This is a genomic window from Pseudomonas sp. UBA1879 (genome assembly GCF_002338065.1).
GTDB lineage: Bacteria > Pseudomonadota > Gammaproteobacteria > Pseudomonadales > Pseudomonadaceae > Aquipseudomonas.
The window spans coordinates 12,003-32,001 of record NZ_DDHJ01000021.1 but is presented as its reverse complement, the minus strand read 5'-3'; the positions used below and the strand labels follow the sequence as shown (position 1 = coordinate 32,001).

Here is a 19,999-nt window from a genome sequence, read left to right as displayed (position 1 = left end):
GCGCCGCCCTCACGATCAGGCACCACTCGCTCACGGCAGTTCGCCAGCAGCCGGATTTTTTGTACACACATTTGCCAGGTGGTTTTATGGACAGCATCAACAGCCGCATCGCCGAGGAACTCGGCGTCCGCCCGCAACAGGTCGAAGCGGCCGTCGCATTACTCGATGAAGGCTCTACCGTGCCGTTCATCGCTCGCTACCGTAAAGAAGTGACTGGCAGCCTCGATGACACGCAACTGCGTCATCTGGAAGACCGTCTGCGCTATCTGCGTGAACTGGACGAACGCCGGGTCAGCATCCTTGCGAGCATCGAAGAGCAAGGCAAGCTGACCCCGGAGCTGGCGCGCGACATCAAGCTTGCCGACACCAAAACCCGTCTTGAAGACCTGTACCTGCCCTATAAACAGAAGCGCCGCACCAAGGGCCAGATCGCGCTCGAAGCGGGTCTCGGCGAATTGGCAGACGGGCTGTTCAATGACCCGAGCCTGACACCGGAGGCAGAAGCGGCGCGTTTCGTCGATGCGGAAAAAGGCTTTGCCGACGCCAAAGCCGTCCTTGAAGGTGCCAAATACATCCTGATGGAGCGCTTCGCCGAAGACGCGACATTGCTGGAAAAACTACGCAGTTTCCTCAAGCAGGAGGCCGTAATCAGCGCGCGCGTCGTGCCCGGCAAGGAAGAAGAAGGCGCCAAATTCCGCGACTACTTCGAGCACGACGAACCTCTGAAAAGCATGCCGTCCCACCGTGCCTTAGCTATTTTCCGCGGCCGAAACGAAGGCATCCTCAGCTCCGCATTGAAAGTCGGCGAAGAATTGCCGGGCACTCTACACCCGTGCGAAATGATGATCAGCGAGCGTTTCGGCTTGCAGAATCAGAATCGTCCGGCAGACAAATGGCTGGCCGAAGTGGTGCGCTGGACCTGGAAGGTCAAGCTGTACTCTCACCTGGAAACCGATTTGCTGGGCGAGCTGCGCGACGGCGCCGAAACCGAAGCGATCAACGTGTTCGCCCATAACCTGCACGACCTGCTGCTGGCCGCGCCTGCCGGTCCTCGCGCCACGCTGGGTCTCGACCCGGGGCTGCGTACCGGCTGCAAGGTCGCTGTGGTCGACGCCACGGGCAAACTCCTGGACCACGCGACAGTCTACCCGCACGTGCCGAAGAACCAGTGGGATCAGACCATCGCGGTGCTGGCCGCGCTCTGCGCCAAGCATTCGGTCGACCTGATCGCCATCGGCAACGGCACCGCCAGCCGCGAAACCGACAAACTGGCTGCCGAGCTGATCAAAAAATATCCAGGTCTGAAGATGACCAAAGTCATGGTGTCCGAAGCTGGCGCATCGGTGTACTCGGCGTCCGAGCTGGCCGCCAAGGAGTTCCCGGATCTGGACGTGTCGATCCGTGGTGCAGTGTCCATCGCCCGCCGCTTGCAGGATCCGCTCGCCGAGCTGGTGAAAATCGATCCGAAGTCCATCGGCGTCGGCCAGTACCAGCACGACGTCTCCCAGCTCAAGCTGGCGCGTGGTCTGGATGCCGTGGTCGAGGACTGCGTGAACGCCGTGGGCGTCGACGTGAACACCGCTTCGGTTGCCTTGCTGGCCCGTATTTCCGGTCTGAACACGACCCTGGCGCAAAACATCGTGACCCACCGTGACCAGAACGGCGCCTTCAAGACCCGCGCCTCGCTAAAGAAAGTCGCTCGCCTGGGCGAGAAGACCTTCGAGCAGGCCGCAGGCTTCCTGCGTGTGATGAACGGCGACAACCCGCTGGATTCGTCCGCAGTTCACCCCGAGGCGTATCCACTGGTGCAACGCATCGCGGCTGAAACCGACCGAGACATTCGCTCGCTGATCGGCGATGCCAGCTTCCTCAAGCGTCTTGACCCGAAAAAATTCACCGACGAGACCTTCGGCCTGCCAACGGTTACCGACATTCTTCAGGAGCTGGAAAAGCCGGGGCGTGATCCGCGTCCGGAATTCAAGACCGCCGAGTTCCAGGACGGTGTTGAAGACTTGAAGGACTTGCAACTGGGCATGATCCTCGAAGGTGTGGTGACCAACGTCACGAACTTCGGCGCGTTTGTCGACATCGGCGTGCATCAGGATGGCTTGGTGCACATCTCTGCACTGTCGGAGAAATTCATCAAAGACCCTCGCGAAGCGGTTAAAGCCGGTGACGTGGTGAAAGTGAAGGTCATGGAAGTCGATATTCCGCGCAAGCGCGTCGGCCTGTCGATGCGCATGAGTGACACACCCGGCGAGAAAATCGATGGTGCCCGTGGTGCGCGCCCTGGCGCAGCGCCTCGTCAGCAAAACACCAGCGCGCCGCGCAAAGAAACCGCAACGGCAGCCCCGGCCAACAATGCCATGGCATCGCTGTTCGCTAACGCCAAGCAACTGAAGAAACGCTGATGGACATTCCAGACGATCTGACTCAAAGCGCTTACTTCAAAACCCTGGGCTGCCGCGTCGTTCGGCTGAGCGAGGAAGGCGTCGCTGAAGTGGCGCTGGCACTGGAGCCTCATTTGCGCAATCGCGGCAACGTGATGCACGGCGGCGCACTCTTCAGTCTGGTCGATATCGCCATGGGGCTGGCGTGTTCCAGCGCCCACGGCTTTGACAAGCGAAGCGTGACCGTCGAATGCAAGATCAACTACATGCGCGGCGTGGCGGATGGCGAAGTCACGTGCGTGGCGACGGTGCTGCATGCCGGTCGTCGCACGCTGGTGGTCGAGGCTGCAGTGCATCAGGCCGACAAGTTGGTCGCGAAAGCGCAAGGCACGTTCGCGATCGTCTAGCTGTCCCATAGCGATTTGGGTTAATTTCGGCACTGTGTATCAGTGTCGAAATGTCCTCTTGGCCGCCGATAACGGCCTGTGGGAACGACCGACGACGGGCATCGGCGTTAGGGCCAAAAACGAGGCGAAAACGCCAGTTCCTTTCTTCACCCTTGTAGATCGCCATATCGCCCCCATATAGGGCCGACTGACGCGTGAAGGAATCCAACTTGAGCGAACTTCTCAATCGCCGCCTGGCACTGCTCGGCGAGCAATCTCACCTCTCCCTTTTGGAGAAGTGCCTGCACGGTATCGAGCGTGAATGCCTGCGCGTTACGGCCGAAGGCCGCCTGGCCCAGACGCCCCACCCGGAAAGCCTGGGTTCCGCACTGACCAACGAGCAGATCACCACCGACTATTCCGAGTCGCTGTTGGAGTTCATCACTCCGGCGCTGACCAACCCTGCCGACACCCTCGACAGCCTCGACAAGATCCATCGTTTCGCCTACAGCAAGCTGGGCAGCGAGTACATCTGGAGCCCGTCGATGCCGTGCCCGCTGCCAGCCGAGGCGGACATTCCAATTGCCTATTACGGCACCTCGAATATCGGCAAGCTCAAATACGTGTACCGCCAAGGCCTGGCCTTGCGTTACGGCAAGACCATGCAGTGTATCGCGGGCATCCATTACAACTTTTCGCTGCCTGAAGACGTCTGGTCCGTCCTGCGGCAGACCGAGGATTTCAACGGCACCGACCGCGACTTCCAGTCCGAAAGCTACATCGGCCTGATCCGCAACTTCCGTCGCTACAGCTGGCTGCTGATGTACCTGTTCGGCGCCTCGCCTGCATTGGACGCCAGTTTCCTGCGCGGTCGGTCGCACCAGTTGGAGCAGTTCGACGCCGACACGCTCTACCTGCCATACGCCACGAGCTTGCGCATGAGCGACCTGGGTTATCAAAGCAACGCCCAGGCCGATCTGACGCCCTGCTACAACGATCTGCTGACCTACACCGACAGCCTGCGCAAAGCGGTGGCGACGCCCTACCCGCCATACACCGAAATTGGCACGCACAAGGATGGCGAGTGGATTCAGCTCAACACCAACGTGCTGCAGATTGAAAACGAGTACTACTCGACGATCCGTCCGAAGCGCGTCACTTACTCCGGCGAGCGTCCGATTCAAGCGCTGATGGCCCGTGGGGTGCAGTACGTCGAAGTGCGCTGCCTGGACATCAACCCTTTCCTGCCGGTCGGGATCGACCTGCAACAATCGCGCTTCATCGACGCCTTCATCCTGTTCTGCGCTTTGAAGGACAGCCCGCAGTTGGCCGACTGTGAATGCGGCAATTCCAGCAGCAACTTCCTGACCGTGGTGAAAGAAGGCCGCCGTCCCGGTCTGCAACTGAGCCGCAACGCGTCGACCGTCGACTTGAAAGTCTGGGCGAACGAGATGCTGGACGAGATCGAGCCGATCATTGCGTTGCTGGACAAGAGCCAAGGCATTTCTGAACACGCTGAATCGCTGGCCGTCCAGCGGGCCAAGGTGGCGGATGCCTCGCTGACGCCGTCGGCACAGGTCCTGGCCAAGATGACAGAGCGTAAGGAAGGCTTCACAGCGTTCTCGCTGCACCAGGCGCAGAGCCACGCCGATTACTTCCGCAGCCGTCCGCTGAGTGTCGAAGATCAAACGGACTTCGAAACCAAGGCCCGTGAATCCCTGTCCCAGCAATCCGAGCTGGAACAGACAGAAGAGCCGGTGGATTTCGATACGTTCGTTGGCGCGTATCAAGCGAGCATTCTGGCGATCAGTAACTGATCGATGCTTGAACGAAAGACGGCGTGCCTCAGGCGCGCCGTTTTTTGTTTCTGGTGCACCCAAGGCACGTTAGTGCGCGCTTGCCCACGATTGCGGTCATTCAGAAACGAATCTATCGACGAGCACAACGCAATCGCGGGCAAGCGCGCTCCTACACGAGGAGGCGCTGGCGATGAAATCTGCGACGGGTTTAGATCGCCTTCTCGAAAATTTTCGAATTCCGCTGATAGTTGTACAGCGACGCACGGGCGCTCGGGAGGCGGTCAACGCTGCTCGGTTCAAAACCGCGCTCGCGGAACCAGTGAGCAGTGCGGGTCGTGAGGACGAACAGCGTCTTCAGGCCTTGCGCCTTCGCTCGCTCCTCAATGCGCTCAAGCAGCTCATCCCCCCGCCCGCCGTGGCGATATTCTGGGTTCACCGCCAGGCACGCCAGTTCGCCAGCCTCGGAATCGGCAATCGGGTATAACGCAGCGCACGCAATGATCAGCCCTTCCCGCTCGACCACGCTGAACTGCTCGATTTCGCGCTCCAGCACTTCACGGGACCTGCGCACCAGAATGCCCTGCTCTTCCAGCGGCGTGATCAAATCGATCAAACCGCCGACGTCACCAATCGAAGCCTCGCGCACCAACTCGAACTGCTCCTGCGCCACCAGCGTACCGCCGCCTGCGCGGGTGAAGAGTTCGGACAGCAGCGCGCCGTCTTCCGCGTAACTGACGATATGACTGCGCGCTACGCCGCCGCGACAGGCCTGAGCCGCCGCATCCAGCAATTCCGCCTGATAGTTGCTGCCCAAACGCTGAAGATGCGCGGGGACTTGCTGCGGCCGCAGTTCGCGCACCAGACGGCCTTGCTCGTCCATCAGGCCGGATTCGGCACCGAACAGCAGGAGTTTCTCTGCGCCAAGATCAATGGCCGCGCGGGTGGCGACGTCTTCGCAGGCGAGGTTGAAGATTTCACCGGTCGGCGAGTAGCCCAACGGTGATAGCAGCACAATCGAACGCTCATCAAGCAAACGATTGATGCCTTTGCGGTCGATCCGGCGCACTTCGCCGGTGTGCTGATAATCCACGCCTTCCAACACGCCAATCGGCCGGGCCGTGACGAAGTTGCCACCGGTGACACGCAACCGCGAGCCCTGCATTGGGGAAGCGGCCATGTCCATCGACAGGCGCGCTTCGATGGCAATCCGCAAGGCGCCCACAGCGTCGATGACACATTCCAGCGTGGCGGCGTCTGTCACACGAAGCTCGCGGTGAAAATGCGGCGTGATCCCGCGCGCCTCAAGGCGACTTTCGATTTGCGGGCGCGAGCCATGAACCAGCACCAGACGCACGCCCAGGCTGTGCAAAAGCACTAGGTCGTGAACGATGTTGCCGAAATTGGGGTGTTCGACCCCGTCGCCCGGCAGCATGACGATGAAGGTGCAATCCCGGTGGGCATTGATGTAAGGAGACGCGTGGCGGAGCCAATTGACGTAATCGGGCATATCCGAATGAGCCTGTAATAAAGAGGGACGAAGGGTGAAAACACTCACAGCGGCATGAGCTTTATCGTCGGAACAGGCATCGCAACACGCGTACTCTCCTTCTGGATGGGTCTGGGGCTGACGCCGACTTACGCGGGCGTCAGGCAGTAATGTTCGATCAACTGGCGCAATAGACGCACTGTAGGCTGCAAACGTGACATTTCGAGATACTCGCCCGGCTGGTGGGCGCAGGCAATGTCGCCCGGCCCCAGCACGATCGTCTCGCAGCCAAGGCGCTGAAGATAAGGCGCTTCGGTACCAAATGCCACTGCTTCGGCCGTATGCCCGGTCAGACGCTCGGCCACCCGCACCAGTTCCGCATCGGCACTCTGCTCGAACGGCGCGCACTCCGAGAACAACGGCGCGTAATCGATCCTCACTTGATGCAGCTCCGCCAGCGGTTGCAGCTTCTGACGAATCGCTGCGCGCAGCATTTCCGGGTCCATGCCGGGCAGTGGGCGGAGGTCGAACTCCAGCGAACACTGACCGCAAATGCGGTTGGGGTTGTCCCCGCCGTGGATGCACCCGAAGTTCAGGGTCGGTTGAGGCACGCTGAACTGCGGATTGTTGAACTGAGCCTGCCACTGCTGGCGCAATCCTTTGAGGGCGCCGATGGTGTCGTGCATCGCCTCAAGGGCGCTGTGACCCAGGCTAGGGTCCGAGGAATGGCCGCTACGACCGAGAATGTCGATGCGCTCCATCATGACGCCTTTGTGCAGGCGGATCGGCTTGAGGCCCGTAGGCTCGCCGATCACCGCCGCACACCCCAACACGCCGCCCGCCGCTGCAAGGGCTTTAGCGCCTGCCATGGAGCTTTCTTCATCACAGGTGGCGAGGATGATCAGCGGTTGTTTGAACGGTTGATCGAGAAGCGGTTGCAGCGCCTCGATGGCTAGCGCGAAAAAGCCTTTCATGTCGCAACTGCCGAGTCCTACCCAACTGCCGTCGACCTCTGTCAGTTTCAGCGGATCGGTCTGCCACAGCGCATCGTCATAGGGAACGGTGTCGCTGTGACCCGACAACACAAGCCCGCCAGGGCCGGTGCCGAAAGTTGCGAGCAGATTGAACTTGCCGGGGCTGACCTGCTGAATGTCACAGGCGAATCCGAGGTCGCCCAGCCAGGTGGCCAACAGGTCGATGACCGCGCGGTTGGACTGATCCAGCGCAGGCTGCGTGCAGCTCACCGAAGGCGCTGCGATCAAGGCCGCAAACTGGTCTTTCATGGACGGTAACGGCATAGGCAATCCTCTGTGCAGGTACGACGCGCGGACCATCATAGGGTGATTGGACAGCAGGAATAAACTGTCTCGGGTGATGTCCTGTACACTGCACGACCCGCGCAGCTGTGTCGATTCCGGCTGCGTCCCCTTGTTCCAAGAGAATGAGCGCCTATCCGCGATAGCGCGCCTGGATTCCCGGCCATGCAGAAAGAAACCGAAATCAAACTCCGCGTCAGCCGCGAAACCCTGACTGCCCTGCGCGAGCACCCGCTGCTGAAAAAGCGCAACAAAAGTGGCTGGGAGCGGCTGGAGCTGTTCAATCAATATTTCGACACACCCGAACGCGAGCTGGCGCATGCCAAAGTGGCCCTGCGTCTGCGCCGTGATGGCGACGCGATCATCCAGACGCTGAAGACCCGTGGCCAGAGCGTGGCGGGTCTGTCCGAGCGCAACGAGTACAACTGGGATCTGCCGAAGGCCAAGCTGGACCTGAAAAAACTCGACGGCGAATGCTGGCCCGAGCAGTTGGCTGATCTGGACAAGAAAACCATCAAGCCGTTGTTCACCACCGATTTCGTGCGTGAAAAAGCTGAAATCGCCTGGGGCCGTGGCAAATCCAAGGTCGTGATCGAAGCAGCGCTGGACTTGGGCAATGTCATCGTTGGCAAGCAGAAGGAAGAAATCTGCGAGCTGGAACTGGAGCTGCGCGAAGGCGAGCCCGCCGCATTGTTGGAGTTGGCTGCTGAACTGGCTGAAAAACTGGCGCTGATGCCGTGTGACATCAGCAAGGCCGAGCGCGGCTATCGTCTGTTCGATGCCGGCAGCTACTCGGTCAAATTGCCACTGCCGACGCTGCAGGCTGAAACATCTGTGGACGACGCCTACGCCGCGCTGGCCTGGTATCTGTTGGGCAGCAGTCAGCGTCTGGCCGAGCAGTACCGTTTCAATGGTCACTGGAGCCTGTTGCAGGAATGGGTTGAAGTCCTCGCTGAATTGCGTGCATTGACCGGCAGCCTGGGCCAGGCCGCGCCACGCGCCAGCACCCACGACCTGCGTGCGGCGCTGGACGCCCTGCTCGAAGACTGGCGCACGCTGGTTCAGGCGGGTCAGGAAGACGCCGACGTGCGCGCAGCGGCCCATGAGCAGTTCATCGAAGAGCTGGAGGACCCGCGCTGGGGCCTGTTCTCGCTGACGACTTCCCGTTGGCTGATGGAGCGCAGCTGGACCGTTGAGCGCAACAACCGGGGCAATCGTCAGGGGCACGCGATGTTGAGCAGTTGGGTGCCGCGCTTCCTCGGCGATGAAGCCAACGCGTTGAACCTGGCGCGTTATCAGCAGCAGCCGGAAGATCTGGCCGAGCAATTGCCGCGTATCGAGCGCATTCAGGTCTGGCTGCACTATGCCCGCCAGACCCTCGAGTTGCCGGAGCTGGATCGCTTGTACGGCGAGTTGAACAAGTTGGAGCAACTGGCGCATCTGGACATCAGCGACGAAATCCTCGATGCCCGTATGCAGCAGACCATCACCGTGCTGCAAAGCCGGGCGTGGAAGACGTTGTTGAAGATCTAAGCAACACCGCAATTCTCTATGTGGGAGCCGGCTTGCTGGCGAATGCGTTCTATCAGTCAATCCAGCTGTGGCTGACCCGACGTTTTCGCCAGCAAGCCGGCTCCCACAGTTCGTGCGCAACCCGACCTATCTCGCAATTGGCAAACTCGTCGTCGATTTAATTTCCGACAAGGCCACTGTCGAGTTCACTTCCTGTATCCCCGGCACCAGCGACAGTTTTTCGAAGAAAAACCGCTCATACGCCTCGATGTCAGGCGTGACGATGCGCAGCAGAAAGTCCACCGATCCCATCAGCACGTAACATTCCAACACTTCTGGAAACCCGCGAATCGCTTCGGTGAATTCCGTGAAGTTTGAGCGGCCGTGGGCGTTGAGTTTCACCTCGGCAAAAATCTGCGTGTTGAGTCCGATTTTCTTCCGATCCAGCAGCGTCACCTGACGCCGGATCACACCTTCGTCCTTGAGCCGCTGGATCCTGCGCCAGCACGGTGACTGTGAAAGTCCGACCGCCTCTGCAATCTGCGCACTGGACAGCGAGGAGTCCTCCTGCAACAGCGCCAAGATCTTGCGGTCATACCCGTCCAGCTCAATTTGCATAAGTTATTCTCGATAGAAAGTCATTGTGCATTAACAAGTCGAAAACGGCTTGATACAGCCAATCATAGACCAGAAATTTCCGTTGGTGCGTGTGAAACTCTTCTCCATTCAAACAACCCGTCCGTGCCCCTGGACGAAAACAGGAGAGTTCAGCATGCCGCACCTTGAAGCCGTTCCTGCTGCACCGCATCGTCACGACGCCTGGTCCGCCCACAACGCGCACTGTCGCTCTCGTTACCAGATCCTTGCCGAAGCCGAGCCAGACCTGCTGTGTCGGGTGCTGAATTACTTCGCCATGCAATACCTGATTCCCCAGCGGGTCAGCGTTTCGCAGCAGGACGGCATGCTGATGATCGAGGCTGAAGTCGAGGGTATGACGTGGCATCGCGCGCAGGTGATTGGCGAAAAAATGCGCAATTTGATCAACGTTTGTACAGTCGAGCTGGAACCGGTGGGCGATTTACACGTCCTATCCGAGCCCGTCTCTCTCGCTGTCGGTTGAGCGTGCCGAAAATATTGGCAACGCTTCACTACCTGCAGGACGCAACAACTGGCACGCTTGGGACTACTCTTGCTTACCTACGAAGTGAGCCGTCTCGTCCAAAGGAGCCCGCATGTCCGTCCTTGCCCCCTCGTCCCAGGACCGCTGGCTGGATCTCAATGAAGTCCTGCGCGATCTCGTCGCGCAGGGTTATCTCGATCAGGACAATGCCGAATACGCACTGACCTTGCGCCGAACCGCGCAGAACCTGCAAACCCACCCCCTTGAATTCATCGCGACACAGCAGTTCGAGAACCACAAACGGCCCGGCAAAAAGCTGGATCTTGAAACCCTCACTGCCTGGCTTGCCGAACAGGCAGGTCAGCCGTATCTGCGCATCGATCCGCTGAAGATCAACGTGGCCGCCGTCACCCCCCTGATGTCCTACGCCTTCGCCCAGCGCCACAAGATTCTCGCCGTTGCCGTTGATCGGGAGTGCGTGACCATCGCCAGCGCCCAGCCATACGTCAGGGCGTGGGAAGCCGACCTGATGCACGTACTGAAAATGCCGATCAAGCGCGTGGTCGCCAACCCGGTCGATGTGCAGAAATTGGCTGTCGAGTTTTACCGCTTGGCGAAGTCGGTCAGTGGTGCCAGCGCAACCGATCAAAAAGTGAGCAATCTGGGCAACTTCGAACAATTGCTCAAGCTCGGCGCCAGTGATCAGGAGCCCGACGCCAACGACGCGCACATCGTCAATATCGTCGACTGGCTGTTCCAGTACGCCTATCAACAGCGTGCCAGCGATATTCACATCGAGCCTCGTCGCGAAGCCGGGACCGTGCGTTTCCGCATCGATGGCGTGCTGCACAACGTCTATCAATTCCCGCCACAGGTGACGATGGCCGTCACCAGCCGCCTGAAAAGCCTGGGGCGGATGAACGTGGCCGAAAAACGCAAACCTCAGGACGGACGGGTCAAGACCAAAACCCCGGATGGCGGCGAAGTGGAATTGCGCCTCTCGACCTTGCCGACGGCGTTCGGCGAGAAGATGGTGATGCGGATTTTCGACCCGGAAGTGCTGCTCAAGGACTTCGACCAACTTGGCTTTTCCGGTGATGACCTGCGCCGCTGGGAGGGCATGACCCATCAGCCTAACGGCATCATTCTGGTTACGGGGCCGACCGGTTCCGGCAAGACCACCACCCTGTATACGACGCTGAAGAAACTCGCGACTTCAGAGGTGAATCTCTGCACCATCGAAGACCCGATCGAGATGGTCGAGCCCGCGTTCAACCAGATGCAGGTTCAGCACAATATCGATTTGTCCTTCGCCAGCGGTGTCAGGGCGCTGATGCGGCAAGACCCGGACATCATCATGATCGGCGAGATTCGCGACCTGGAAACGGCTGAAATGGCGATTCAGGCAGCACTCACCGGTCACTTGGTGCTGTCGACCCTGCACACCAACGACGCGCCAAGCGCCATCAGTCGTCTGCTGGAGCTGGGCGTACCGCATTATCTGCTCAAGGCCACGATCCTGGGCGTCATGGCGCAGCGTCTGGTGCGTACGCTGTGTCCGCACTGCAAGGCGCCGGTGGACATCGATGAGGTGGATTGGCAGACGCTCACACGGCCTTGGCAAGCGGGGGTGCCCACAGGGGCGCATCGGGCGGTAGGCTGCGCTGAATGTCGCGATACGGGGTATCGCGGGCGGGCTGGCGTGTACGAAATCATGCTGATGTCCGACGCCGTCAAGACCCTGATCACCGCAGACCTGGACCTCACAGCACTGCGTCGGCAGGGCTTCAAGGACGGGATGCGCAGCCTGCGTCTGTCAGGTGCGCAAAAAGTGGCAGCCGGATTGACGACCATTGAAGAAGTGCTGCGAGTCACACCGCAGAGCGAACAGCGCTGAAACAGACGCTACGTCCCCTGTAGGTGCGCTTACCCACGATCTGCTGCGAAGCGGCAACAAAATCTGGCACCTCGGCCATGTCAGATCCACCGCATGCACAGGTTTTGCTGCCGCTGCGCGCCAGATCGCTGCCGTCGTGCCTCCGGCGTCTCCCACAGGGTTCGGTGTGTCAAATGCCAGCGATCGACTGCTTGGATTGCCTGGAGGACGTATGAGCTTCTCCGTCTGTGGCTGACACACTGCAGTCCCTGTGGGAGACGCCGGAGGGACGACGGCAGCGAAGCGGTGGGTCGGTCGGCGCTGCATCGGCTGACACTCCGCTAAGGCCAGCCTGGAAGCGGTTTGCCTGGATGATCGAGGTGTCAGGGTTTTGCTGCCGTCGTGCCTCCGGCGGCTCCTACGACGATTTGTGTCAAGCCGACGTCTGAGGCTTTTGATTCTGGCCGAAGGCCGTGGGAGCCGGCTTGCTGGCGAAGAGGGTGGGTCAGGAACGAGTTGATCGCCTGACACAACGCGATCGCCGGCAAGGGCGCTCCTACAGACAGCCCGTTAAACGTCCTTCACCCCGAAATCCAGCACCACTTTCATCGCCTGCTGTTTATCACCCGCCAATTCAAACGCCTGCACGGCTTGGTGAACGGGAACGGTGTGTGAGATCACGGGATTCACGTCGATCACTTTGCGGTTCAACAGCTCCACAGCCTGTGCAAACTCTGGGTGAAAGCGAAAGGTGCCGCGCAGGTCGATTTCCTTTCCAACCACCAGATTCAACGGAATCGACACATCACCCCCCAGGCCGACCGTTACTACCACTCCCCGAGGCCGCATACAGGTCAGGCCGTCGCGCAATGCCTGAGCGCTGCCTGAAGCCTCGAACATCACATCGAAATAGCCCTTATCAGCGGTGTATCGCGCCAGCGCTTCGGGCTCGTCTTTCAGATTGTGCGTCTCGCTGGCGCCCATTCGCCGCGCGCAGGCCAACGCGCTGTCGCTGAGGTCAGCTGCCACGATCTGTAGCGCACCGGCTGCTTGCAGACTGCCGATCAACAGGTTGCCGATCGGTCCGCAGCCAGTCACCAGCACACGCTTGCCGAACACGCCGCCTGCTCGTTGTATTGCGTGAAGCCCCACCGACAGCGGCTCGGCCAGTGCGCCTTCGGCCAAGGTCGTGGAGGGTGCCAACAGATGCGCCTGGCTGCTCTCGATCACCAGGATTTCGCGAAATGCGCCCTGAATGTGCGGAAACGGCATCGCGCTCCCGTAGAAGCGCATGTTCAGGCAATGATTGGGCAGACCTTCATGACAGTATTTGCAGCCACCGCAGGGCCGGGACGGCGAGACCGACACGCGCTGACCGACGCTGAAGCCGCTCTGCACGTCGCCCACTTCTTAGATGACCGCAGAAATCTCATGGCCCAACACCATCGGTTCTTTCAGCCGAACCGCACCGAACCCGCCGTGCTGGTAGTAATGCAGATCCGAACCGCAGATCCCGCCGCGTGCAACCCGTACGCGCAATTGGCCAGGCGTCAGCGCAGGCGGCTGCTCCTCGGCTTCGATGCGCAGGTCTTTCGGGGCGTGGCAGACAATGGCTTGCATGGAAGCTCTCCCAATCACAACGACGCCGTGATGGCGCCGTCGACGTAAAGAATGTGGCCGTTGACGAAGCTCGAGGCATCGGAGGCCAGGAACACCGCAGCCCCCGCCAGTTCGGAGACTTCACCCCAGCGTCGACTCGGCGTGCGCTGCACCAGCCAGTCGCTGAATTCGGGGTTGGCGACCAGCGCCGCGTTCAGGTCAGTCTTGAAATACCCCGGCCCGATGCCGTTGACGTTCAGCCCGTGCGGGCCCCAATCGATGGCCATGCCCTTGGTCAACATCTTGAGTGCGCCCTTACTGGCAGCGTAGGGAGCGATGTTGGGCCTACCCAACTCGCTCTGCACCGAGCAAATGTTGATGATGCGCCCGCGTCCGCGAGGAATCATGCAGCGTGCAACGGCTTGACCGACGAAAAACGCGCTGTCCAGATTGGTCCGCATCAGCTCGCTCCAGTTCGCTTCGCTAAACTCGGCCAACGGCGCACGGCGCTGAATGCCTGCGTTGTTGACCAATATTTCCAGCGGGCCGATGCGCGTTTCAATGGCAGAAACTGCTTGGTTCACCGCCGCGCTGTCAGTCACGTCGAACGCTTGAATGTGGACGTTGTGCCCTTGCGCGGCCAGTGCCGCAGAAGCCGCCTGCAGGGTGTCGGGGTTTCGCCCGTTCAGCACGACCTGTGCACCCGCCTCCGCCAGGCCCTTTGCGATGGCCAAGCCGATACCTGCGCTGGAGCCGGTGATCAGCGCCACTCTTCCGTCGAGGCGGAAGCTTTCCAGAACAGCCATGATGCTCTCCTTGTGTTGAGTCAATATGGGTTCACTCCCTCCCGGCAGTGACTGCGCAGTGGCAAGGTTGCCAGAACAGGCCCAGACCCCAACGCAGCGCCTTCGACGCGAGTCGGGAGCTATTCTTCAGCGTGCTGCTTGCTTAACGTGCACACTGCCGCCGCAGAAGGGGCTGTTACAAGAAATATTCGCAGGACGGATTATGATCCCCTTACTCTTCGCCGGATCCTCTACTCAGCAATCGCAATCGACAGGGACAGGTTATGCAAATCGGTAGTGTGGTTTTACTGTTTGTCGCGCTGGCCATCGCCATCGTGTTCATGGGCTTCAAAGTGGTGCCGCAGGGGTATCAGTGGACCGTCGAGCGTTTCGGTCGCTATACCAACACCTTGAAGCCAGGCCTGAACATCATCGTGCCAGTGATGGACCGCATCGGGCACAAGATCAACATGATGGAGACCGTGCTCGACATTCCACCACAGGAAGTCATCACTTCGGACAACGCCACCGTGCAGATCGACGCCGTTTGCTTCTACCAAGTGGTGAACTGCGCGCAGGCGGCGTATGAGGTCAACAACCTGCAGCACGCGATTCGCAATCTGCTGCAGACCAACATCCGCACCGTGCTGGGCTCGATGGAGCTGGACGCCATGCTCAGCCAGCGCGACGGCATCAACGAACGGCTGCTGCGTATCGTTGATGAAGCGACAGCGCCGTGGGGCATCAAGATCACCCGGATCGAGATCAAGGACATCAGCCCGCCCGCCGACCTGATGGCAGCCATGTCGGGGCAAATGAAGGCCGAGCGGATCAAACGCGCACAGATTCTCGAAGCCGAAGGCCTGCGTGCCTCCGCCATCCTGACCGCCGAAGGCAAGAAACAGGCGCAGATCCTGGAAGCGGAAGGCGAGCGTCAGGCCGCGTTTCTGGAGTCCGAAGCCCGAGAGCGTCAGGCAGAGGCTGAAGCCCGCGCGACGCAGGTGGTGTCCGAAGCCATTGCGGCCGGTGACGTGCAGGCCATCAATTATTTTGTGGCGCAAAAGTACATCGACGCTTTGGGCAAGCTGTCATCGGCCAATAACAGCAAGGTCATTCTGATGCCGCTGGAGGCCAGCCAAATGATCGGTGCCATCGGTGGCATCGGCGAAATCGTCAAAGCGACGTTCGACAAGGGGCCGCTCGACAAGAGCAGGCCCGACGCCGGCAAGCGGGTCTGAGCCATGTGGGATTACCTGCAAGACCTTTCGTTCTGGGACTGGCTGGGGCTGGGCACCGTGCTGCTGATTCTGGAAGTCTTCGGCGCCGGGGGTTACCTGCTGTGGATCGGCGTAGCGGCGGCGGGCGTCGGCATCCTGACTTACATCATTCCGGCCATGCACTGGGAAGTGCAGTTCCTGCTGTTCGCCGTGCTGTCTGTGCTGACGGCGCTGTACTGGTGGCGACGTCAGCGCAGCGTGTTGCGCCAGTCTGATCAGCCAGGCTTGAACATGCGCGGATCGGAGCTGATCGGCCGGACATTCGTGGTGCACGACGCCATCATCAGCGGTCGCGGCAAGATCAAGGTCGGTGACGGGGTATGGATGGTGGTCGGGCCTGACACGCCTGCGGGTGATCACGTGCGGGTAATTGGGCAGGACGGGGCAATCTTGAACGTGGAACAAGTGGACGCGCACTGAGAGGGCTAGTTACGGGCGTTTGCCGGATAAGGTTTGAGGCGGGTATGGAACTAGAAAGGGACGCGGCGTATCAAATCGTTTCAGAACAACCAAAGTCGGAGTGACCCGTCATGCGTCTAAAACTTGCTGTAGCCACGTTAGCGTTGCTTTCCCTCCCGGTCGGTTCAGCAATGGCTGACGGCTTCCTGCGCGACGTTCTGTCGTCAGGCGCCACCACGGGTTCGACCTACCTGACCTTTCGGCATCACAAACTGATCGTCGCCGCTCAAGACGATGCCGGTAGCTTCGTCGCCAGCAACGGCGCCATTCGGGGTCCGTACCTGGAAGCAGCTCTGGATCAAGTGCGCAAAGACAATCCAAGCCTGAATGCGTCGGACATGGATCTGGCCAACGCGATTCTGGCGAAGAATCTGGTGGCTGAGCAGTAAGACGTGTAGAAGCGCGCTTGCCAGCGATGGCCGTGAGTCAGAAAACGATTCGTTGCTGAAACACCGCCGTCGTGAGCAAGCGCGCTCTTACACGTATTCCACCGGCGGCTTACTCGCCGATGGCGGCCTTGTAACCCGCCGCATCCAGCAATTTGGCCAGGTCGCCTTTAGCGTCGCTCGGCTTGACCTTGAAGATCCAGGCGCCATAAGAGTCGGAGTTCAGCGACTCTGGTGCATCACCCAGCGCTTCATTCACTTCGACCACTTCACCGGCAACCGGGGAGTAAATGTCGGAAGCAGCCTTCACAGACTCCACCACGCCCGCAGCGTCACCAGCGGCGAAGACCTTGCCGATTTCCGGCAGCTCGACGAACACCACGTCACCCAGCGCTTCCTGCGCATGGTCGGAAATACCGACGACGATCAGATCACCTTCTTGCTTGGCCCACTCATGGCTTTCAGCAAAACGCAGTTCGGCGGGTACGTTACTCATAATTTTTGTCCTCTCTACATCATCAGGTCAGCGGAAAACCCGCCAAGGGAGTGTTCTCGAAATCAGGTTCAAACCAATGTCTTTCCATGGCGCACGAAAGTCGGCTGAACCACGCGAACCGGGTACCACTTGCCGCGAATTTCCACTTCGGCTCGGTCAGCCGTCGCGCATGGAACGCGGGCCAGGGCAATCGACTTGCTTAGCGTAGGAGAGAAACTACCACTGGTGATCTCTCCTTCGCCAACTTCCGCTATTCGGACGACTTGATGCGCGCGCAAAACGCCGCGCTCCTCAAGGACCAGTCCTACAAGCTTGGAGGCGGCGCCTTGCGCACGTTCGGCTTCAAGAGCAGCGCGACCGATGAAATCACGGTCCTCGGGGGTCCATGCAACTGTCCAGGCCATGTTAGAGATCAACGGTGATACCTGTTCATCGATTTCCTGGCCGTACAGGTTCATGCCCGCTTCCAGACGCAGTGTGTCGCGAGCCCCAAGGCCGATAGGCGAAATACCAGCGCCGACCATGTCATTGAAGAAGCTACACGCCTGCTCGCTAGGCAGGATGATTTCCAGACCGTCCTCACCGGTGTAGCCGGTACGTGCTATGAACCAGTCACCTTCCTGCTGACCTTCGAACGGCCGCAGGGTATGGATCAGCTCGGTGCGGATTTGAGTGACGAGCTCGGCGATCTTCTGCCGGGCACGGGGCCCTTGGATGGCAAGCATGGCCAACTCGGAACGGTGTGTCAGGTGCACATCGAAACCGGAAAGATGAGCGTTCATCCAGGCCAGGTCTTTGGCGCCGGTGGCAGCGTTGACCACCAGTCGATAACCCGCATGGGTGAGGTAGACGATCATGTCATCGACGATCCCGCCTTGGGCGTCGAGCATGGCGCTGTAGAGCGCGCTGCCGACTTCCTTCAATCGGCCAACGTCGTTGGCCAGCAGGTGCTGGAGCCAGGGCTTGGCCTGACCGCCACTGACGTCAATGACGTGCATGTGCGACACGTCGAAAATCCCGCAGTCACGGCGCACCTGATGGTGCTCTTCGACCTGTGATCCGTAGTGCAACGGCATATCCCAACCACCAAAATCGACCAGCTTCGCGCCTAGGGCGAGGTGCAGGTCGAAGAGCGGTGTGCGCTTTCCCATGGATGTCTCCTTCCGGGCCAAGGGGATGTAAGAACTACTGCGGGCTGGGCACCTTCGGCGTTACTCGCACACTGCTGCGTAAAAAACAGGCGGAAAATGCTCGTTTAGAAAAGCCAGAGTCGAACGCGACCCCGGCCGTTTTTCGCCTGTTTTTGCCTTGTATTGCCTTCGCTCGATACGTTCTCACATCCCCCTGGGGGCGAAGACACAGTGAGTCACAACAACCGCAAATCCCCCGTAACTTGGGGTCTGAAGCGCTTGCGAATTTGCGGAATTGTCTGACAGACCGTGTCGATTGCGGCGCATTGTAGCCGCAAGGTCGTGACCCCGCACCTAGCCGATCGGTCTGGCCGAACGTCTGATCAGGCCAATCACTGGTAGCAAACCGACAACAACCAATGTCAGCGCCGGTAACGCTGCACGTGCCCACTCGCCTTCACTGGTCATTTCGAAGATGCGCACCGCCAGCGTATCCCAGCCAAACGGGCGCATCAGCAGCGTCGCGGGCATTTCCTTGAGGACGTCGACAAACACCAGCAACGCAGCGCTCAACGTGCCGGGAATCAGCAGCGGCAGATAAATCTTGAAAAACAAACGTGGCCCACTGACGCCCAGACTGCGCGCTGCTTCAGGAAGTGACGGCCGAACCCGCGACAGACTGTTCTCGAGCGGGCCGTAGGCCACGGCGATGAAACGCACAAGATACGCCAACACCAGCGCCGCCAGGCTGCCAAGCAACAAAGTCTTGCCTGCGCCGCCGAGCCAACCGGACAGCGGCACCACCAGCTCGCGGTCCAGGTAACTGAACGCCAGCATGATCGATACAGCCAGCACAGACCCTGGCAGCGCGTAGCCGATGTTGGCCAGACTGACGCCCGAACGGATCGCCCGGGTCGGCGCCATGCGACGGGCGAACGCCAGCAGCATCGCTACGCTGACGGTCACCAGCGCCGCAATGCCACCCAGATAAAGCGTGTGCAGGATCAGTCCGGTGTAGCGCTCGTCCAGATCGAAGCGCCCCCGTTGCCAGACCCAGACCACCAACTGCAACAGCGGCACCACGAACGCACAGGCGAACACCACCCCACACCACGCGGTCGCAGCAGCCGCCTTGATACCGTGCAAGTGATACAGCGCTTTCGCCCGAGGCCGTTCATTACTGGCGCGACTGGCACCCCGCGCGCGATGCTCGCCGTACAGCACCAGCATCACAGCCAACAGCAACAGGCTCGCCAGCTGTGCCGCGCTCGACAGGCTGAAGAAGCCATACCAAGTCTTGTAGATGGCCGTAGTGAACGTATCGAAATTGAAGACAGAAACAGCACCGAAGTCCGCCAGCGTCTCCATCAGCGCCAACGCGACACCCGCGCCAACAGCGGGCCGCGCCATCGGCAACGCGACTCGCCAGAACGCCTGCCAAGGCGACTGTCCGAGAATCCGCGCCGCCTCCATCAGCCCTTTGCCTTGCGCGAGGAATGCCGTGCGCGCCAGCAGGTAGACATAGGGATAAAAGACCAGCACCAGCACGACGATTACGCCCCCCGTGGAGCGCACGCGAGGGAAGCGCAGGCCGGTGCCGAACCATTCGCGCATCAGCGTTTGTACGGGGCCTGCGAAGTCGAGCAGGCCGACGAACACGAAGGCCAGTACATAAGCAGGGATAGCGAACGGCAGCATCAAGGCCCAGTCGAGCCAGCGACGGCCGGGGAATTCACACAAGGCCGTGAGCCACGCCAGACTCACGCCCAGGATTGTCACACCCACGCCCACTCCGAGCACCAAGGTAAGGGTGTTTCCCAGCAAACGTGGCATCTGGGTTTCCCACAGGTGCGACCAGATTTCGTGATCGATGGTCTGCCAAGAGAACAGCAGCACGCTCAGCGGCAGGAGGACCAGTGCAGCGATGGCGAAAACAAGGAGGTACCAGCGGCGCTGGGCGGGATGGGCCAAAAAAATCTCTC

At 60.2% G+C, this 19,999-nt stretch carries 17 protein-coding genes and 1 pseudogene; 9 read left to right on the top strand and 9 right to left on the bottom strand.

All coding sequences use genetic code 11. The features are described from left to right. The first annotated feature begins 86 nt into the window (after positions 1–86). The 3 genes from B3N48_RS23420 (at position 87) to gshA (ending at position 4,593) form a co-directional block, all read left to right on the top strand. Complete coding sequence (locus B3N48_RS23420) at positions 87–2,411, top strand: Tex family protein (RefSeq protein ID WP_296187743.1); 2,325 nt, start codon at positions 87–89, stop codon at positions 2,409–2,411. Next, positions 2,411–2,797 carry a PaaI family thioesterase gene (locus B3N48_RS23415; RefSeq protein WP_296187742.1) on the top strand — a complete coding sequence of 129 codons (387 nt, stop codon included), beginning with the start codon at positions 2,411–2,413 and terminating at the stop codon, positions 2,795–2,797. The genes B3N48_RS23420 and B3N48_RS23415 overlap by 1 nt, the downstream gene beginning before the upstream one ends. A 209-nt stretch (positions 2,798–3,006) precedes the next feature. After that, a complete protein-coding gene (gene gshA, locus B3N48_RS23410; RefSeq protein ID WP_296187741.1) occupies positions 3,007–4,593 on the top strand; it encodes a glutamate--cysteine ligase in 1,587 nt (528 codons plus the stop codon). A 190-nt stretch (positions 4,594–4,783) separates the two neighbouring features. On the opposite strand, the gene argA is transcribed toward gshA, so the two are convergent. Both argA and argE read right to left on the bottom strand, forming a co-directional pair. Further along, positions 4,784–6,082 carry an amino-acid N-acetyltransferase gene (argA, locus tag B3N48_RS23405; protein WP_296187740.1) on the bottom strand — a complete coding sequence of 433 codons (1,299 nt, stop codon included), beginning with the start codon at positions 6,080–6,082 and terminating at the stop codon, positions 4,784–4,786. 128 nt (positions 6,083–6,210) lie between these two features. After that, a complete protein-coding gene (argE, locus tag B3N48_RS23400) occupies positions 6,211–7,359 on the bottom strand; it encodes an acetylornithine deacetylase (protein WP_296187739.1) in 1,149 nt (382 codons plus the stop codon). Positions 7,360–7,542: 183 nt separating this feature from the next. Here argE and B3N48_RS23395 point away from each other — a divergent pair, with 183 nt between their 5' ends. Continuing rightward, positions 7,543–8,910 (top strand): inorganic triphosphatase, encoded by a 1,368-nt coding sequence (locus B3N48_RS23395; RefSeq protein WP_296187738.1) that lies wholly within the window; start codon positions 7,543–7,545, stop codon positions 8,908–8,910. A gap of 126 nt (positions 8,911–9,036) precedes the next feature. Here the strand turns inward: B3N48_RS23395 and B3N48_RS23390 are convergent, their stop codons facing one another. Next, entirely contained in the window at positions 9,037–9,507 is a 471-nt protein-coding gene (locus B3N48_RS23390; RefSeq protein WP_296187737.1) for an Lrp/AsnC family transcriptional regulator, read from the bottom strand. A gap of 154 nt (positions 9,508–9,661) precedes the next feature. Here B3N48_RS23390 and B3N48_RS23385 point away from each other — a divergent pair, with 154 nt between their 5' ends. After that, entirely contained in the window at positions 9,662–10,009 is a 348-nt protein-coding gene (locus B3N48_RS23385) for a hypothetical protein (RefSeq protein ID WP_296187736.1), read from the top strand. Positions 10,010–10,121: 112 nt separating this feature from the next. Next, positions 10,122–11,906: a GspE/PulE family protein gene (locus B3N48_RS23380; protein ID WP_296187735.1), complete on the top strand. Its 1,785-nt coding sequence runs from the start codon at positions 10,122–10,124 to the stop codon at positions 11,904–11,906. A gap of 549 nt (positions 11,907–12,455) precedes the next feature. Here the strand turns inward: B3N48_RS23380 and B3N48_RS23375 are convergent. The 3 genes and pseudogenes from B3N48_RS23375 to B3N48_RS23365 all read right to left on the bottom strand — a co-directional run bounded on the left by B3N48_RS23375 (position 12,456) and on the right by B3N48_RS23365 (position 14,290). Then, entirely contained in the window at positions 12,456–13,115 is a 660-nt protein-coding gene (locus tag B3N48_RS23375) for a zinc-binding dehydrogenase (protein ID WP_296188047.1), read from the bottom strand. Next, a pseudogene (locus B3N48_RS23370) lies at positions 13,101–13,505 on the bottom strand (alcohol dehydrogenase catalytic domain-containing protein); the annotation flags it as partial. The pseudogene B3N48_RS23370 and the gene B3N48_RS23375, both read right to left, overlap by 15 nt. Before the next feature lie 14 nt (positions 13,506–13,519). Further along, a complete protein-coding gene (locus B3N48_RS23365) occupies positions 13,520–14,290 on the bottom strand; it encodes a glucose 1-dehydrogenase (RefSeq protein ID WP_414704278.1) in 771 nt (256 codons plus the stop codon). A gap of 263 nt (positions 14,291–14,553) precedes the next feature. On the opposite strand from B3N48_RS23365, the gene B3N48_RS23360 reads away from it, so the two are divergent. The 3 genes from B3N48_RS23360 to B3N48_RS23350 all read left to right on the top strand — a co-directional run bounded on the left by B3N48_RS23360 (position 14,554) and on the right by B3N48_RS23350 (position 16,394). Continuing rightward, positions 14,554–15,507 (top strand): SPFH domain-containing protein, encoded by a 954-nt coding sequence (locus B3N48_RS23360; RefSeq protein ID WP_296187733.1) that lies wholly within the window; start codon positions 14,554–14,556, stop codon positions 15,505–15,507. A 3-nt stretch (positions 15,508–15,510) separates the two neighbouring features. Continuing rightward, positions 15,511–15,966, top strand: coding sequence for an NfeD family protein (locus B3N48_RS23355; RefSeq protein ID WP_296187731.1), 456 nt, complete (start codon positions 15,511–15,513; stop codon positions 15,964–15,966). A gap of 110 nt (positions 15,967–16,076) precedes the next feature. Beyond that, positions 16,077–16,394, top strand: a complete 318-nt coding sequence (locus B3N48_RS23350; RefSeq protein WP_296187729.1) for a DUF2388 domain-containing protein — start codon at positions 16,077–16,079, stop codon at positions 16,392–16,394. 109 nt (positions 16,395–16,503) lie between these two features. On the opposite strand, the gene gcvH is transcribed toward B3N48_RS23350, so the two are convergent. The 3 genes from gcvH to B3N48_RS23335 form a co-directional block, all read right to left on the bottom strand. After that, on the bottom strand, positions 16,504–16,887 hold the full coding sequence (gene gcvH / locus B3N48_RS23345; RefSeq protein WP_296187727.1) for a glycine cleavage system protein GcvH: 384 nt from the start codon (positions 16,885–16,887) through the stop codon (positions 16,504–16,506). 68 nt (positions 16,888–16,955) lie between these two features. Continuing rightward, positions 16,956–18,038: a glycine cleavage system aminomethyltransferase GcvT gene (gene gcvT / locus B3N48_RS23340; RefSeq protein ID WP_296187726.1), complete on the bottom strand. Its 1,083-nt coding sequence runs from the start codon at positions 18,036–18,038 to the stop codon at positions 16,956–16,958. A 333-nt stretch (positions 18,039–18,371) separates the two neighbouring features. Beyond that, positions 18,372–19,988: an ABC transporter permease gene (locus tag B3N48_RS23335; protein WP_296187725.1), complete on the bottom strand. Its 1,617-nt coding sequence runs from the start codon at positions 19,986–19,988 to the stop codon at positions 18,372–18,374. Positions 19,989–19,999: the final 11 nt, after the last annotated feature.

Excerpts from the sequence above, each read along its gene's own strand:
- B3N48_RS23420 (WP_296187743.1), top strand. The coding sequence starts at position 87 with ATGGACAGCATCAACAGCCGCATCGCCGAGGAACTCGGCGTCCGCCCG.
- B3N48_RS23415 (WP_296187742.1), top strand. The coding sequence starts at position 2,411 with ATGGACATTCCAGACGATCTGACTCAAAGCGCTTACTTCAAAACCCTG.
- argA (WP_296187740.1), bottom strand. The coding sequence starts at position 6,082 with ATGCCCGATTACGTCAATTGGCTCCGCCACGCGTCTCCTTACATCAAT.
- argE (WP_296187739.1), bottom strand. The coding sequence starts at position 7,359 with ATGCCGTTACCGTCCATGAAAGACCAGTTTGCGGCCTTGATCGCAGCG.
- B3N48_RS23395 (WP_296187738.1), top strand. The coding sequence starts at position 7,543 with ATGCAGAAAGAAACCGAAATCAAACTCCGCGTCAGCCGCGAAACCCTG.
- B3N48_RS23390 (WP_296187737.1), bottom strand. The coding sequence starts at position 9,507 with ATGCAAATTGAGCTGGACGGGTATGACCGCAAGATCTTGGCGCTGTTG.
- B3N48_RS23385 (WP_296187736.1), top strand. The coding sequence starts at position 9,662 with ATGCCGCACCTTGAAGCCGTTCCTGCTGCACCGCATCGTCACGACGCC.
- B3N48_RS23380 (WP_296187735.1), top strand. The coding sequence starts at position 10,122 with ATGTCCGTCCTTGCCCCCTCGTCCCAGGACCGCTGGCTGGATCTCAAT.
- B3N48_RS23365 (WP_414704278.1), bottom strand. The coding sequence starts at position 14,290 with ATGGCTGTTCTGGAAAGCTTCCGCCTCGACGGAAGAGTGGCGCTGATC.
- B3N48_RS23360 (WP_296187733.1), top strand. The coding sequence starts at position 14,554 with ATGCAAATCGGTAGTGTGGTTTTACTGTTTGTCGCGCTGGCCATCGCC.
- B3N48_RS23355 (WP_296187731.1), top strand. The coding sequence starts at position 15,511 with ATGTGGGATTACCTGCAAGACCTTTCGTTCTGGGACTGGCTGGGGCTG.
- B3N48_RS23350 (WP_296187729.1), top strand. The coding sequence starts at position 16,077 with ATGCGTCTAAAACTTGCTGTAGCCACGTTAGCGTTGCTTTCCCTCCCG.
- gcvH (WP_296187727.1), bottom strand. The coding sequence starts at position 16,887 with ATGAGTAACGTACCCGCCGAACTGCGTTTTGCTGAAAGCCATGAGTGG.
- gcvT (WP_296187726.1), bottom strand. The coding sequence starts at position 18,038 with ATGGGAAAGCGCACACCGCTCTTCGACCTGCACCTCGCCCTAGGCGCG.